General features: G+C 39.9%; 16 protein-coding genes. 10 read left to right on the forward strand and 6 right to left on the reverse strand.

The genetic code is table 11. The features are described from left to right. Position 1: 1 nt before the first annotated feature. The 4 genes from ACG916_RS14420 to ACG916_RS14435 form a co-directional block, all read right to left on the reverse strand. A complete protein-coding gene (locus ACG916_RS14420; protein WP_419330256.1) occupies positions 2-2,350 on the reverse strand; it encodes a glycerophosphodiester phosphodiesterase family protein in 2,349 nt (782 codons plus the stop codon). Positions 2,351-2,494: 144 nt separating this feature from the next. Next, complete coding sequence (locus ACG916_RS14425) at positions 2,495-3,769, reverse strand: replication-associated recombination protein A (RefSeq protein WP_034614710.1); 1,275 nt, start codon at positions 3,767-3,769, stop codon at positions 2,495-2,497. A gap of 70 nt (positions 3,770-3,839) precedes the next feature. Beyond that, positions 3,840-4,769, reverse strand: a complete 930-nt coding sequence (locus ACG916_RS14430) for an alpha/beta hydrolase (protein ID WP_419330254.1) — start codon at positions 4,767-4,769, stop codon at positions 3,840-3,842. Between the two features lie 83 nt (positions 4,770-4,852). Further along, positions 4,853-5,305, reverse strand: a complete 453-nt coding sequence (locus tag ACG916_RS14435) for a YcgN family cysteine cluster protein (RefSeq protein ID WP_154130164.1) — start codon at positions 5,303-5,305, stop codon at positions 4,853-4,855. A 189-nt stretch (positions 5,306-5,494) separates the two neighbouring features. Between ACG916_RS14435 and ACG916_RS14440 the strand changes: the two genes are divergently transcribed. From ACG916_RS14440 to ahr, 8 genes are all read left to right on the forward strand, one after another. Then, positions 5,495-5,653 (forward strand): DUF1328 domain-containing protein, encoded by a 159-nt coding sequence (locus ACG916_RS14440; RefSeq protein ID WP_004718815.1) that lies wholly within the window; start codon positions 5,495-5,497, stop codon positions 5,651-5,653. Positions 5,654-5,836: 183 nt separating this feature from the next. Further along, complete coding sequence (locus tag ACG916_RS14445) at positions 5,837-6,574, forward strand: dienelactone hydrolase family protein (RefSeq protein WP_244014575.1); 738 nt, start codon at positions 5,837-5,839, stop codon at positions 6,572-6,574. Between the two features lie 63 nt (positions 6,575-6,637). Beyond that, positions 6,638-7,006 carry an HIT family protein gene (locus ACG916_RS14450; RefSeq protein ID WP_004718818.1) on the forward strand — a complete coding sequence of 123 codons (369 nt, stop codon included), beginning with the start codon at positions 6,638-6,640 and terminating at the stop codon, positions 7,004-7,006. A gap of 135 nt (positions 7,007-7,141) precedes the next feature. After that, on the forward strand, positions 7,142-8,176 hold the full coding sequence (gene mutY / locus ACG916_RS14455; protein ID WP_419330252.1) for an A/G-specific adenine glycosylase: 1,035 nt from the start codon (positions 7,142-7,144) through the stop codon (positions 8,174-8,176). Between the two features lie 75 nt (positions 8,177-8,251). After that, positions 8,252-8,800 carry a M23 family metallopeptidase gene (locus ACG916_RS14460; RefSeq protein ID WP_004818257.1) on the forward strand — a complete coding sequence of 183 codons (549 nt, stop codon included), beginning with the start codon at positions 8,252-8,254 and terminating at the stop codon, positions 8,798-8,800. Positions 8,801-8,830: 30 nt separating this feature from the next. Beyond that, positions 8,831-9,076 (forward strand): hypothetical protein, encoded by a 246-nt coding sequence (locus ACG916_RS14465; RefSeq protein WP_056517037.1) that lies wholly within the window; start codon positions 8,831-8,833, stop codon positions 9,074-9,076. 42 nt (positions 9,077-9,118) lie between these two features. Beyond that, positions 9,119-9,673 carry a DNA-3-methyladenine glycosylase I gene (locus ACG916_RS14470; RefSeq protein ID WP_151801874.1) on the forward strand — a complete coding sequence of 185 codons (555 nt, stop codon included), beginning with the start codon at positions 9,119-9,121 and terminating at the stop codon, positions 9,671-9,673. 31 nt (positions 9,674-9,704) lie between these two features. Then, a complete protein-coding gene (gene ahr, locus ACG916_RS14475; RefSeq protein ID WP_262084775.1) occupies positions 9,705-10,727 on the forward strand; it encodes an NADPH-dependent aldehyde reductase Ahr in 1,023 nt (340 codons plus the stop codon). An 84-nt stretch (positions 10,728-10,811) separates the two neighbouring features. On the opposite strand, the gene ACG916_RS14480 is transcribed toward ahr, so the two are convergent. After that, positions 10,812-12,248, reverse strand: coding sequence for an aminotransferase-like domain-containing protein (locus ACG916_RS14480; protein ID WP_419305947.1), 1,437 nt, complete (start codon positions 12,246-12,248; stop codon positions 10,812-10,814). A 110-nt stretch (positions 12,249-12,358) separates the two neighbouring features. Here ACG916_RS14480 and ACG916_RS14485 point away from each other — a divergent pair, with 110 nt between their 5' ends. Next, positions 12,359-12,766, forward strand: a complete 408-nt coding sequence (locus tag ACG916_RS14485; protein ID WP_419330250.1) for a hypothetical protein — start codon at positions 12,359-12,361, stop codon at positions 12,764-12,766. Here the strand turns inward: ACG916_RS14485 and ACG916_RS14490 are convergent. Continuing rightward, entirely contained in the window at positions 12,726-13,616 is an 891-nt protein-coding gene (locus ACG916_RS14490) for a LysR family transcriptional regulator (RefSeq protein WP_004718832.1), read from the reverse strand. The genes ACG916_RS14485 and ACG916_RS14490 overlap by 41 nt on opposite strands. Positions 13,617-13,739: 123 nt before the next feature. Here ACG916_RS14490 and dkgB point away from each other — a divergent pair, with 123 nt between their 5' ends. Then, positions 13,740-14,552, forward strand: a complete 813-nt coding sequence (dkgB, locus tag ACG916_RS14495; RefSeq protein WP_004818250.1) for a 2,5-didehydrogluconate reductase DkgB — start codon at positions 13,740-13,742, stop codon at positions 14,550-14,552. Positions 14,553-14,704 lie beyond the last annotated feature (152 nt).

The raw sequence follows: 14,704 nt of genomic DNA on the forward strand, positions 1-14,704 counted from the left end.
GCTATTGGATGATGACCTTTATAGGGGCTGAAAAGATTTGATAGAAGTTTTGTGCATCAATCTGATATTTATAACCTGCCAAAACATATGCAGTGCCCTTTTCAGAGAAACTCAACTGACCATTTTTAATCTCATGTTTTGCAGAACCTGATAAAACCACAAAATTACTGAGTTGTTGATTGAGTTTCACGCCATCTTGCTGAACCAATTGCGCATTGAGTAATACCGGCTGTTCAGCTTTTACTTTGACATTCTTGGTTGCTTGAATATCAACGATATATTTCGCATAAAGTTGCGCAGAATTGGTGGTTATCCCGTAGGTCCCTGCAATATATAATTTTTTAAATGTTTCATCATTCAATGCCCAAGGCCAAAAACTGATTCCACGGTGCTTGGTCGTTTCTAAAAGATTGATCAAATCAGCACGATAAGCAGGGTTATACGTTGAATTATATTTCTGAACATCGGCATTGATTTGTTTGGCGGCAATTAAAGTATTGCGGCTATTGGGCATGCTTCCAACCAATAACCCTCGTGGTATCTCAGACAATTGTGACTGTGCACGCGCAACTTGATCTGCATTAAATGAGGTTGTGACGACTTGATTTTCAACTTGGTACTTTTTAATTTCATCCTGCATTTTTGCAACCAATGCTGGATTGGCACTTTTCATTTCGATCATCAGTACAAAGTTTGGATTGTGCTTAAATGTAGTGAAATATTCTGCAAGGGTCGGTATTGGATAAGCTTTGTTTTTAGATTTTAATTGCTGAACCTGCGCAAGGCTCATTTCTTCAATTTTACCTGTTGAACGCGTAGTACGATCCACTGTTGCATCATGCATCACCACAAGATGCTGGTCTTTGGTTAAATAAATATCGTTTTCAACAATATCTGCTCCCAAAGCAACTGCATGTTTTGCACTTTCTAAAGTATTTTCATCTTCTAAACTGGGTACACCACGATGCCCAATAATAAAGGGTTTACGCAATAAGGTATTTTTTGGAAATTGTTTTAAGACACTGGCAAATAGCGTACTTTGCGTTGTAATAATCCCATTCACACCTGAAGTCAAAATACTGGCGACATCCTGTGGATCATGTGCTGGTGTATCAACCCACACTGTCATTAAATGACGTTGAATAAAGCTGACACTCGATTTGTTGGCAAGGTGATGCGGAAGAACCACGATGCGTGCATAGGCCTGATTAGTACGACGCATAATTTCAGAAAGACCGACATGGCTGTCCTTTAAATTTTCGCGACTTAAATCTAATGCTGTTCGAAGCGTAGGTACAATTTGATGCGCAGACTTGAGTAAATCATCACTTTTGGACAATACAGTAATATCACTAATATCATGAGATTTAGAGAGTAATTTTAAGGCTTCAATGCTTTTGGGATCTTTGATTTCTAAAACAGGAATGGTATTGCGCTGTGGATTGGATAAATATTGTTGTAATGTTTCAACCACCTGCCCTGTCTGATCAAGCAAGTTTAAATTGGCATCTAATTGATAATATAACTGATTGGTTGAATTTAATGGACTGCTGGTAGTTTTAACTTTTTGAATCAGCGTCGGTGCCAAAGCAACATTAGTTTGAATTTCTTGCACTTGGGTGACTTTATTGGCTAAGTCTGGCAATGCACTGGTTTGTTCAGAGACTTGAATATTTTTAACTTTTAAGACTAGGCCTGTTGCTGAAAGCCCGATGCCGCCTTTGGCAGACCCTTGGTCAAGTTCTACATCTTGCATTAACTGGTGGTTTAAATAATGTTGTACCCGTTGTCCAGAGACCACAATGCTGGCTTTATACCATTGATTTGCTTTGATGTTCTCCGAAAATGCTTTCGTTTCAGAGACCTCCCACTGCCCGTTACTTTTATGCCGACCAAACTCCGTACCATTTTTTGCAGTGGTGTCTGTTCTGAGGGTAAACTGATAATAACTGCTGGGAATCACCCCCTGAGTTTCTGTGACATCATAAATCACACTGCCCCAACGCGAGTTATTGACAGCTTGGTCTAAAGTAAATTCGAGATCAATGCGATAGTTTTGTTGTTTTTCAAGATTTTGCGGTAATAAAATTGAGGTCGGACTGACTGAATTTGCTCGACCATCAATATGAAGCATCCCATTTTCAACATAGACGTTGCCGGCATTGTTGCCAGGAATACGCCAGCGTTGAGGGATTGTTTTTTGCTGAACAAAACTTTGTTGATAAAGTGTTTTAAGCTGCTGCGCGGCAAGTTTAGGCTGATTTTGGGTCGAAATTTTACTTGCAAGCTCAGCATGGCTCAACATCGGCAAAGAAATTAAAACAGCAAAAGATAAAACGGATAATTTCATAAAATTTCTAAACCATTTAGAAGCACTTTGCTCAAGCGTATTTCTAAAATGATGTCAGCCTAATTTAAATTTTGCCGATATTTTAAACCTTTATATAAAATAGAACATCTATTTAAAAGATGCCTAAGCAAATAAACTTCACAACTACTGTTGCTGCTGTTCTTGTTGCCAACGACGTTGCTGTAAACGCTCACCTTCAACTTCACGCTTATTACGAGCAGACTCATATAATTTTGTGCCTTTCAATTCAGGTGGTAAATATTCCTGTAGCACAAAATTTTCAGGGTAGTTATGAGGATAAAGATAATCCACACCATAGCCTTGTTGCTTCATAAGCTTGGTCGGTGCATTACGTAAATGGAGTGGCACAGGTAGGTTGGACGTTTTTTCTGCAAGTTCTAAGGCTTTATTGATCGCTAAATAAGTGCTGTTACTCTTTGCGCTGGTTGCCAGATAAACTGCGCATTGGCCTAAAATAATTCGACACTCAGGCATGCCTATCGCTTGAACCGAGCGGAAACATTCGCCCGCTAAAAGCAAGGCATTTGGATTTGAGTTTCCAATATCTTCTGAAGCAGCGATCAACATACGACGAGCGATAAAAACCGGATCTTCACCGCCTTTAAGCATACGTGCCATCCAATACAACGCTGCATCAGGATCACTACCTCGAATAGATTTAATAAACGCAGACACAAGATCATAATGCTGCTCACCTGATTTGTCATAGCGTGCAATGTTCTGTTGCGCAACTTTGACCACGATCGCATTGGTCACAATATTTTCAATATCGGACTCAAAGGTACTGGCAATTAAATCGATTAAATTAAGTGCCTTACGTGCATCACCCGCAGCAAACTGAACCAAGGCATCAAATTCTTCAATCTGGATATGGCGGTCTTTTAAAAATTTATCTTGTTGAATCGCGCGTAAAATGAGTTCTTGAATCGCCTCATTACTTAATCCATTTAAGGTATACACCTGACAACGAGACAGCAAAGCACTGTTGACTTCAAATGAAGGGTTTTCAGTGGTCGCACCGATCAGGGTAATTTTGCCTTTTTCAACCGCATTCAATAAGGCATCTTGTTGCGACTTATTAAAACGATGAATTTCATCAATAAACACCACCGGTGTTAATAAATCACCACTGTCAGCAATCACCTCACGGAGCTCTTTTACCCCTGTATTTAAGGCAGATAAGCTAATAAATGTACGATCGACTGCTTGAGCCAATAACAATGCGATGGTGGTTTTTCCAACACCAGGCGGCCCCCAAAAAATAATCGAGGGTAAATGCCCTTGATCAATCATTTGACGGAGTGGTGCTGCAACACCGAGTAAATGATCTTGCCCAATAATTTCAGACAAATCACGTGGACGTAAACGTTCTGGAAGCGGAATTTGAGTGTCTGACATACTGCTTTTTTAATTAATGAATGCTGTCCTTAGTCTACTATGGAAAATCATCAATATTGCACTTTCAGCTTTAAAATAATCGATTCTGCAAAACATCCATTAACGAGGCCTGAAATACTTGACCATGACTAAGATGTGGATAAAGCATTAATTTGCCATCTACGCCTTTACTGGCCAAATCTAAAACCAATTGACGGTTATTTTGAATCATATCCCGATCTGCATTTGGGCTGATTGGTCTCGTTGTAGACTGAATGATGTCACCTTCCATCACCCATAATTTTTTATTTTTTAATTGCTCAGGCGGGACTTTTTCAACGGCTTTGAGTAATCGAGAATCTGCCCATGTGAGAGATGGACTGGCTGAAAAATAGTGTGAAAACTTATTATCTGTGCTTTGACTATTTAAAAGGGTATCTAAAACAAATAAACCACCATAAGAATGTCCCCACAATGCGGTACGTTGCTTATCCAGTTTTACTTGCGTATTGACCCACGGCATAATTTTTTCAAACAGCACCTGTCTAAATTGTGCACTTCCGCCGGCCATACGTTCAGGATTGCGTGGGTCAGCCGCCACTTTTCCAGATTCATCAGCAGGTGTGTAGTCTACAGACCGTGAAGCGGACTCAAACGGTAACTGGGTTTGATAGCCTATAGCCACCAACACGGGGCTGTCTTGTTCGGATAGTTTTTTTAACAGTAACTCATCTAAACGCGCCATAGCAGAGTTGCCATCTAACATGTAAACAGCAGGTAAGATCTTATTTTTATTGATATGTTTAGGAATACCGACCCAAACTTTATAATGCCGTTGTTGATCTGCGGATTTAAAATTTTTTACTTGAAATTGATAATAACTGGAGCCTTGCTCCGCAATATTTGGCCCTAAAGCTTGCAAATCTGGTTTTGCATAAACATTGCAGTGAATACCGAAACTCAGGCTGATTGCACATAAACAGAATGCACTTTTTTTGAATAACCAAGATAAAGCAAACATTTTAAAAACACATCAAACTGGAGGGCTTGGTTATCATATTACTATTTGATAATGATTATCAATTCATAATTGATTCAAATGATTTACCGCACCCATCTTACAATGTATTCATCAATTTCTTCTTCATTGACTTCTGTTTCGGAGATACAGCGCCCAGCAGCAGATTTTCTGGCTTTAATCACATTGCTTCTTGAGCCTGTGATCAGATAGTGCCATGCCGGTAAATTTTTACCTTCATTCACCCGACGATAAGCACAACTTGAAGGCAACCAATGAATATTGGCTAATTTTTCAGGGCTTAATTGAATACAGTCGGGTACATAATCTAAACGATTGGGATAGTCAGAACATTGTGCTGTTTCACAATCGAGGAGTTTACAAGACACTTTGGTATAGGCTATTTCATGTGTGTCATCATCTTCTAATTTCACCAAACAGCACAACCCACAACCATCGCACAACGCTTCCCACTCGGTCGGATTTAACTCAGACAGTGTATAATTCTTCCAAAACTGGGGGCGGATCTCAAAGGTCATGGCATAACATTAAAGTCATTTAAGGCGAAATAATTATATCAGTATATAAGCAGAAATTAGAAAATTTAAAACAGAACAAACCTTTACATATTGCTTTATTAATCACACTTTTTAAACACAACTTCACAAGTCCCTCAGATTTTTCTGCCTATACTGAAAATACATAACAAAAATATGGAGATGAATCTTATGTTTCGTTGGGCAATTATTTTCGCTGTGATCGCCTTAATCGCAAGTTTATTTGGTTTTGGTGGTGTTGCGGGAATGTCTAAAGACTTCGCAGTCATTCTTCTCGTTGTCGCAGTAATCCTCGCGATTGTTGGTTTTATTTCGAGAGGAAAAGTTTAGCTTTTCCTGATCAATTTTCATGAAAGAGAAGAACCTTGGTTCTTCTCTTTTTCATTTGAAAACGACCTTTTTCATTCATAAATTTTCACATTTCTATTGTAAATATTCGAAATTTAGTCATTTGAATCTTATATATTTATGCTTTAATCAATCTCATTCTCGCCGATACACAAGGATTAACAGATGACTCTTGCAATCAAAACTCGTGAAATTCAATACCAAGCAAAAGATGGAACAACTTTAATCGGTTATTTTGCTGCGCCTGAATCCGCACAACCAGTTGCAGGTGTGATTGTTGGTCCAGAATGGTGGGGCCGAAATGAGTATTCTGAACAACGTGCTCGAGAGTTGGCACAACATGGTTTTGCTGCGCTGGCAATTGATATGTATGGCGATAAAAAAACCACGGCTGTTGCGACTCAAGCCCATGAGTGGATGATGCAAACCTTCCAACATGAGCAGACCATTGTTGAGCGTTCATCTGCGGCTTTGGCTGCTTTAGCAGCACAACCAGAAGTCGATGCAACGCGTTTGGCTGCGATTGGATTCTGTTATGGTGGTAAAGTGATATTAGATTTGGCACGCTCAGGTGCTGACTTAAAAGCTGCGATTACTTTCCATGCAAATTTATCTGCGCAAAAAGCAGCGGAAGCAGAAAAATTTAAAGCGCAAGTGTTAGTGCTACATGGTGAAAAAGACAGCATGGTGTCTTTGGCAGATGTTGAATCGTTTAAACAAGAAATGCAGCATGCTCAGGTAAAATCTGAAGTGATCATCCTGAAAGATGCTAAACATGGCTTTAGTAACCCACAAGCAGATGAAAAAGCAAAAGCCAATGGCGTAGATCTAGGTTATAACGCCGAAGCAGAAAAAGCCGGATTAGCAGCAATGTATGATTTATTAGATCGTACCTTGGCTTAACCTACTCTGGCTTAATTAAAATACGTTCTACGTCGATTAAGACAACAAAACGAGGGATTAGAAATGACTGAAAAAGTATGTCCTTATTGTGACTTTGAAGAATTTGATATCATTGATAAAAATGAATTTGGTGCAATTTTGCCTGAACATAACCCTTTGTCTAAAGGTCATTCAGTGATTATTCCTTTGCGCCATATTGCTTCTTTTTTTGAGGTTTCAGAGAAAGAACGTAAAAGCCTTTCCTCTTTATTGGAACTGGCACGTAACGAGCTTAAGATTCGCCATCAACCTGAAGGTTTCCATATCGCTTTTAATGATGGTCATGTGTTTGGTGAAGACCAAAGTGAACATTTCCATATTCACATTATCCCACGTTATAAAAACGAACCGCTTAAACTGGATAAGCGTTGGGGTATCATCAACGAAAACTAAGTTGTGGCTATAAACGCATTTGAAAAGACGCTTTGGCGTCTTTTTTTATGTAGATTACTGCTCAAGTTTAAGATAATTTTCCGCAATAAATTTATCTTGGTTATACTGAGCATCCAATTTTTACGCTAGATTGTTATGTCGCAATTTTCATTTTCAGATGCGCTATTGACTTGGTTTGATCAACACGGGCGCCATGATTTACCGTGGCAAGTGGCTGATGATCCATACAAAGTTTGGGTGTCTGAGATTATGTTGCAACAAACACAAGTCAAAACTGTACTGCAATATTTTGATAAATTTATCCAACGCTTTCCAACTGTCGATGATTTGGGTAAAGCCTCATGGGATGATGTTGCCCCGTATTGGGCAGGATTAGGCTACTACGCCCGTGCACGCAATTTGCATAAAGCAGCAGGCGTGGTCAGCCAGCAAGGGCATTTTCCACAAAGCTTAGAACAATGGGTGGAACTTTCAGGTATTGGTCGCTCTACTGGTGGCGCACTGATGTCGCTTGGCTTACGCCAATATGGCGTCATTATGGATGGCAATGTAAAACGTGTTTTGGCCCGTTTCTCTGCCATTGAAGATGACCTGAGTAAACCCATCCATGAACGAGCCATGTGGCAACTGGCGGAAAGCTTATGCCCAACTGAACGCAACCACGACTATACCCAAGCAATTATGGATTTGGGCGCAACCATTTGTACACCCAAAAAGCCACTCTGCTTATACTGCCCTATGCAACAACATTGCCAAGCCCATCAACAAGGGCTAGAAACTGAACTGCCTTATAAGAAAGCTAAAAAGCCTGTTCCTGTTAGAACTGGCACTGTGTTATTAATTGAGTCAGATCAACAATGGTTATGGGAACAGCGTCCCAACAGTGGTTTATGGGGAGGCTTATGGAGTTTACCGATTTTTGAAAATGAGCTCGCGTTTCAACAGCTTTGTCAAAGTCTAAAACTTACTTCAACTGTTGAACCTGTCCAAATCTCGCATAGCTTTACCCATTTCACATGGATTTTAAATGCGCATATTGTTCGAGTTGAATCAGACCAAAAAGAATACCTTCAGGCTGAACTTGGGGGCGAATGGTTAACACCACAAAAAGCTACACAAATGGGCATCCCTACAGCCATGAAAAAATTGATCTCAGCAGTAAAAATATGACATAGTCAGACACGGGTATTCGAAGCATATTTCAATTTTAATTTGCCCTTTTGAAACTTGAAAAAAGGATTTCTCGTGTCACGTAGCATCCAATATTGCTTGATGGCCTTGCTTGCCATTATTTTAACTGCATGTACCACTGCACCTAAAAAGCCAAGCTCATCTAAGCCTCAGCTTCCACAAGCTCAAATTAACCGCCTAAAAGCAATGTCAATGCCAACCCGATTGGCAATTCCTGTAGATGGAGTAAAACCACAAAACCTCACAGATACTTGGGGTGCATCTCGTAGTGCTGGGCGAGCACATGAAGGAATTGACATCATGGCTTCACGTGGAACCAAAGTTTATAGTAGCACTGAAGGTGTGATTACCAGTTTAAAGAGCAATAATCTGGGGGGTAAAGTGATTTGGCTCATCGGACCAGGTGGGGTTTATCACTATTATGCTCATCTAAACGATCACAAACGTGGTCTACAAGAAGGTGATTACGTTAAAAAAGGTCAGTTAATCGGCTATGTGGGCAATACGGGAAATGCACGACATACTGCACCGCATTTGCACTATGGACTATACTTAAGGGGTAAAGGCCAAGGTGCAGTCAACCCCTACCCTTATTTACGTTAATTTTAGATTGAATCAATTTAGGAATATTCCATGTCAGAAGCATTGCTTGAGCGTTTAGTTGAATTTGCAGAATCAGGCAATCAACAAAAAATTGCCCTCAATGGACAAAATCATCAAGGCTGGATTATGGAAATCACCGATGAAGCATTAATGATCAGTACTGGCTTTGCAGACAAAGCGGGTAAAGATATTTGGGTAAATTTTAAAGATTTACAACATGCGCAACTTTCCTATTGGGACAACAAACAAGATCAGTGGGTCGAATTTAAACTTTAGACAATTAAAACTTAAATCAATCAGAACAATGGTAGATCTTTTATGACAAATAAACGCTGTGGTTGGTGTTCAGATGATCCTATTTATATTGAATATCATGATCAAGAGTGGGGTAAATCCAATCGAGATGAACAGCATTTATTTGAAATGCTTTGCCTAGAGGGGCAACAAGCAGGTTTATCTTGGATTACTGTTTTAAAAAAGCGTGAAAGCTACCGCGCCCAATTTTTTAACCACCCGATTCAAACCATCGCCAATTTTACTGAACAAGAGCTTGCCCTAAAATGTCAGGATGCTGGGCTGATTCGCCATATCGGGAAATTAACGGCAATTCGTGACAATGCCATTGCATGGCAAAACATGAAAGCTCAAGACATCGATATGGTGAACTGGTTATGGGATTTCGTCGACCAGCAAGTACAACTCAATGATGTCCCTGATTATAAATTAGCACCAGCACAAACCGAAACCAGTCAAAAGCTTTCCAAAGCGTTAAAAAAGAATGGTTTTAAATTTGTTGGTCCAACCACTTGCTATGCCTTTATGCAAGCAGTGGGTATGGTCAATGACCATGAAAATGATTGTATATCCCGCTAAAAGTTTAACTGAGCAAACAGGAAGGATTCACATGTCAAATAATACGTTTCATGCTTATGCTGCCTTAGAGGCAGGTGCAGCACTTGTGCCCTATCAATTTGATGCAGGTGAATTACAGCCTCATCAGGTCGAAGTCAAAGTTGAATATTGCGGTTTATGCCATTCCGATGTTTCAGTGATTAACAATGAATGGGGAAATTCAGTTTTCCCAGTGGTCGGCGGTCATGAAATTATCGGTACCATCACTCAGCTGGGTTCAGAAGCGAAAGGATTAAAAGTCGGTCAACGTGTCGGTATCGGTTGGACTGCGGAAAGTTGTCAGCACTGTGATCCATGTGTTAGTGGTCAACAAGTGCTTTGCACAGGGGGTTCAGTTGCAACTATCGTTGGTCATGCAGGCGGGTTTGCAGATAAGGTCCGTGCAGGTTGGCAGTGGATTATTCCTTTTCCTGAAGATTTAAACCCTGAAAGTGCTGGCCCTTTATTGTGTGGTGGTATCACTGTTTTTGACCCAATTTTAAAACATCAAATTCAAGCAGTTCACCATGTTGGTGTCATTGGAATTGGTGGCTTAGGTCATATGGCCATTAAAATACTCAAAGCGTGGGGTTGTGAGATCACTGCCTTTACATCAAGTTTGGATAAAACAGATGAACTTAAAGCGATGGGTGCAGACCATGTGGTCAATAGTCGCGATGCCAATGCGTTAAAAGCGCAACGTGGCAAATTTGATTTATTGCTCTGTACAGTAAATGTGACTTTGGACTGGAAAGCATATCTCAATACATTGGCACCAAATGGCACAATTCATATGCTAGGTTTAGTCCTCGAACCGATGCCGATTCCTGCGGGTGCTCTGATTGGCGGTGCGAAATCAGTGACTGGTTCACCAACAGGCTCCCCTTTTGCATTACGTCAATTATTACAATTTGCCGCACGCAAAAACATTGCACCACAAATTGAAGTTTATCCAATGTCAAAAATTAATGAGGCTTTGGAGCGACTTCACTCTGGAAAAGCCCGTTATCGTATCGTATTAAAAGCGGATTTCTAATTTAAGTCTGACCATCCATCACGGTTTATCAAGAACCGTGAATGGAATAAGGCTGTCGGGCTATGCATTTACTCACAAATCAGTTTAAGCCACACTCTTGGCTGACAATTCCCCCCTTACCCAATCTGCCAATAACATAATTGCATCCTGAATTTCCTGAGACAATTCATGGCCTGCATTTAAGCGAATACAATTGTTATAACGGTGATCCTCACCAAAAATAATCCCTGGCACAATATTGATACTGTATTGCTGTGCATAATAATACAACGCCAAGCTATCAATCTGTTCTGGGAACTGTAACCACAAGGCATAACTTCCCTGCGGTTGATTTAAACGGATCTCAACCCCATAAAAAGCATGTTGAATAAACTGTAAATATTGCGCAACTTGAGCCATCAACTTAGGGCGTAACTCACTCAAATGCTGACGATAGGCTCGGCTATAAATCAAATCGGCAAGCCCCAATTGCAATGGTGTATTGACCGAAACATTTTGTAAAATCAACTTGGCATGTAAGTGCTGTAAACGTTGTGGCAAACAGAACCAACCGACCCGATAAGAGGTCGACAACGACTTGGAAACGGATCCGCAATAAACCACATAACCCTGTTGATCCCAATATTTAATCGGTAAAGGGCGTTTGGCATTAAAGCTACATTCAGCATAAATATCATCTTCAATCACGTAACACTGATACTTCGCTGCCAGCTGTGCGATTTTTTCTTTCTCGGCATTAGTCAAACAGAAGCCTAAAGGGTTTTGAAAATTGGCCGTTAATAAACAGACTTTTGCAGCTGAATTTTGCATCTCTTGTTCTAAACGATCCAGATCAAAACCTTCGGTATTGGCGGGGATTTCAATAATTTTTCGTTTGAGCAACGCCAACAATTGCAACTGACCATTATAGTTTGGTGTGGGCACAATCACACTGTCACCGATTTGGCTCAGGCTTTGAATCATCACAGACAATGCCGGCATACAACCATTGCTGATATAAATATCTTCTTTGGCAATATAAAAACCATCTTCAGCCCAATGTGCTGACAAAGCCTCTCTTAACTGAAGGTGCCCTTGGCGGTCATTATATAAAAAGTCTTCTGGTTTACTGTGCTTTAAAGCACGTTGTATTGAACGGCGTAGGGCCTCTACAGGAACTAGATTAGGCGATAACTGAATCGAACCTAAATGAATCAGCTTATTATTGATTGCAGCTTCATGAATTTGAATTTGTAAGTCTAGATTTGAAACTTCACGCGCTCTCGACTTAAAATCAGGATGGTCAGGTACAGCAATCTGTGGGGCTTTTTGCTGCGATTGAACAAAATAGCCAGACTTTTCTTTGACGTAAATCAAGCCTTGCGCTTCAAGCAATTCATAACAACTCTTTGCTGTATTAAGACTAATATTTTGCAATGCTGCAAATTTTCGCAAAGAACTGAGTCGTTGCCCAACGGCCAACTCACCACAATAAATTTTCTGTGCAATTTGTTGTGCTAATGTTTGATATTGAAAAGCCATATCTGTACTCAAATTTTAATATTTGTTGTATCTGTATCTATAAAGTTAACAGATTTATGCTTCATTCACAGCCAATTTTTACAAACAAATTGATTTGAAAGGAGAAAAAAATGAAAACGATCGCTTTAATCAGTATTGTCTTTGGATTAACTGCTTGCCAGCCTCAGCAGGTCAATCAAGCTGCTCAGAAACAACATTTTGTATGTAAATCTTTGATTGAAGGCTTTTTAAAAACACAAAATTTAGCTGAGTATCAGCTTGATCATCTAGAACCCACACTACATCAGACTGCTGCTGTGCGAAACTACCGCTACCATAGCAGTAGTGATCAGCGAATGAAGATTAATATCCCGGTGCAAAAAGACTTGGTGTTCAAATGCCTTCAGACAGCAACTGATCATTTTGAAATCCAATTGGTCAATCCACAACAACCCAGTAGCCAAACTTTACTAAGTCTGGATTTACCACCACAAAAGACTATCGAAACTTTGACAGCTTTTGCGTTAAAAACTCAATAAATAAACGGACACGCTTTGGTAAATGCTCCTGTTGATAATACACCGCATGGATGTGTTGCTCATAAAGCTCTATTTGATCTTCAAATAGAGCGATCAAGCGTCCTTGCTTTATATCTTTTAAAATCTCAAACTCAGACAATCTCGCAATTCCATGCCCGCGTAAACACAGTTGGCGGACAGTTTCACCACTGGATGCTTTGATTTTTGGTTTGACAGTAAGCCTTTCTCCATTGACTCGAATCGGCCAAGTATTTAAACGGCTGACTTTGCTAAAGCCAATTTGGGTATGATTTAAAATATCTTGCGGTGTTGCTGGATAACCATGTGTGGCTAAATACTCAGGACTGGCAACGATATATAATCGGCTTTTACATAACAAACGCGCATGTAAGCTCGAATCATTAAGATCCCCAAAACGTATTGCAACATCTGTTTTATGTTCTAATAAATCGATGATCTGATCGTTACTGTTTAACTCTATTTCAATCTCAGGATACAACTGAGAAAACTCTTGCATCAACGGTGCAATCACATGCAATACAAAAGGTGTCGCAGAATCCACGCGAATCAGCCCAGATGTATCACTGTCTGATTTTAATAAAGCATCTTCTGCTTCATTGAGGTCATGCACAATTTTTCGGGCTTTTGCTAAAAATAATTGCCCCTCTTGGGTCAACTTAAGTTTACGTGTTGTCCGCTCTAATAAGGTGACATTCAGTTTAGATTCAAGTCGTTGCAAGGCTCGACTTACACCTGAAGTAGTTTGTTCAAGATGCGTTGCTGCTGCAACAATTGAACCACTATCAACAATATTAATAAAAGCCTGTAATTCTTCGAGTGTAGATTTCATTGCTGTCAACGCTCTGTTTATTGTTGATTTCTAGTCAATAATATTTTGCATATTCCTGTATTTTTCCGCAACAATTAAAGTAGCAAAATACACTCAATCTTAGAAAATAAAGTGAAATCCAACATGACAAACATCGTTCCTCAATTTGGTGTCGGTACTTTCCGTTTAACAGGACAAACTGTGATTGACTCGGTGAAAACAGCCTTAGACGTTGGTTATCGTGCTGTAGACACTGCTCAAATCTATGGCAACGAAGCAGAAGTCGGTCAGGCCATTGCAGAAAGCCATATCCATCGTGATGATTTGTTTATCACAACAAAGATATGGACAGATCATTATCAAGCCGACAAACTTATTCCAAGTCTTAAACAGAGCTTACAGAAACTGGGTACTGATGCAGTCAACTTAACCTTGATTCACTGGCCAGCGCCAAGTCTAGGGATTTCTGTTGCAGAAATGATGCATAACCTGTTAGAAGCGAAAAAACTGGGATTAACTGAACATATTGGAATTTCAAACTTCAATATCGACTTATCGCAACAAGCCATTGCTGCTGTAGGACTTGAAAATATTGCCACCAACCAAATTGAACTTAGCCCTTATTTGCAAAATGATAAGTTGGTGAATTTTTTACAGTCACAAAATATTGATGTGACCTCTTATATGACCTTGGCATATGGCAAAGTTTTAAATGACCCAACATTAACTGAAATTGCCAAACAGCATCAGGCTTCTAGCGCTCAAATTGCATTGGCATGGGCATTGCAGAAAGGTTTTGCTGTCATTCCGTCATCGACTAAACGTGAAAACTTAATCGCCAACTTAAAAGCACAAGAGATTCAGCTATCTGCTGAAGAAATGCAATTAATTGCGCAATTGGAACGTAATGGCCGTGAGGTTGATCCTGAAAACTTAGCACCTCAGTGGGATGTTTAATTCACTGCTGGAGTAAAAGTGATTTAAAGCAGCGCAAATCTTGGCTTAGGCTTTGATTAGCAAAGTTTAGTTGCTAGGTTTTGCTTACTAGGCTTCAAAACATGATTTACCCCTTTTGATCATGACTTAGATTGCTTCGCAAGAGTGTTTTC

Origin of the sequence: Acinetobacter legionensis, assembly GCF_048552295.1 — a bacterium.
Lineage (GTDB): Bacteria > Pseudomonadota > Gammaproteobacteria > Pseudomonadales > Moraxellaceae > Acinetobacter.

What these genes read in the sequence shown, in the direction of transcription:
- ACG916_RS14430 (WP_419330254.1), bottom strand. Translation starts at nt 4,769, where the DNA reads ATGTTTGCTTTATCTTGGTTATTCAAAAAAAGTGCATTCTGTTTATGT.
- dkgB (WP_004818250.1), top strand. Translation starts at nt 13,740, where the DNA reads ATGACAAACATCGTTCCTCAATTTGGTGTCGGTACTTTCCGTTTAACA.
- ACG916_RS14480 (WP_419305947.1), bottom strand. Translation starts at nt 12,248, where the DNA reads ATGGCTTTTCAATATCAAACATTAGCACAACAAATTGCACAGAAAATT.
- ACG916_RS14445 (WP_244014575.1), top strand. Translation starts at nt 5,837, where the DNA reads ATGACTCTTGCAATCAAAACTCGTGAAATTCAATACCAAGCAAAAGAT.
- ACG916_RS14485 (WP_419330250.1), top strand. Translation starts at nt 12,359, where the DNA reads ATGAAAACGATCGCTTTAATCAGTATTGTCTTTGGATTAACTGCTTGC.
- ACG916_RS14465 (WP_056517037.1), top strand. Translation starts at nt 8,831, where the DNA reads ATGTCAGAAGCATTGCTTGAGCGTTTAGTTGAATTTGCAGAATCAGGC.
- ACG916_RS14450 (WP_004718818.1), top strand. Translation starts at nt 6,638, where the DNA reads ATGACTGAAAAAGTATGTCCTTATTGTGACTTTGAAGAATTTGATATC.
- ACG916_RS14435 (WP_154130164.1), bottom strand. Translation starts at nt 5,305, where the DNA reads ATGACCTTTGAGATCCGCCCCCAGTTTTGGAAGAATTATACACTGTCT.
- ACG916_RS14420 (WP_419330256.1), bottom strand. Translation starts at nt 2,350, where the DNA reads ATGAAATTATCCGTTTTATCTTTTGCTGTTTTAATTTCTTTGCCGATG.
- ACG916_RS14440 (WP_004718815.1), top strand. Translation starts at nt 5,495, where the DNA reads ATGTTTCGTTGGGCAATTATTTTCGCTGTGATCGCCTTAATCGCAAGT.
- ahr (WP_262084775.1), top strand. Translation starts at nt 9,705, where the DNA reads ATGTCAAATAATACGTTTCATGCTTATGCTGCCTTAGAGGCAGGTGCA.
- ACG916_RS14425 (WP_034614710.1), bottom strand. Translation starts at nt 3,769, where the DNA reads ATGTCAGACACTCAAATTCCGCTTCCAGAACGTTTACGTCCACGTGAT.
- mutY (WP_419330252.1), top strand. Translation starts at nt 7,142, where the DNA reads ATGTCGCAATTTTCATTTTCAGATGCGCTATTGACTTGGTTTGATCAA.
- ACG916_RS14470 (WP_151801874.1), top strand. Translation starts at nt 9,119, where the DNA reads ATGACAAATAAACGCTGTGGTTGGTGTTCAGATGATCCTATTTATATT.
- ACG916_RS14490 (WP_004718832.1), bottom strand. Translation starts at nt 13,616, where the DNA reads ATGAAATCTACACTCGAAGAATTACAGGCTTTTATTAATATTGTTGAT.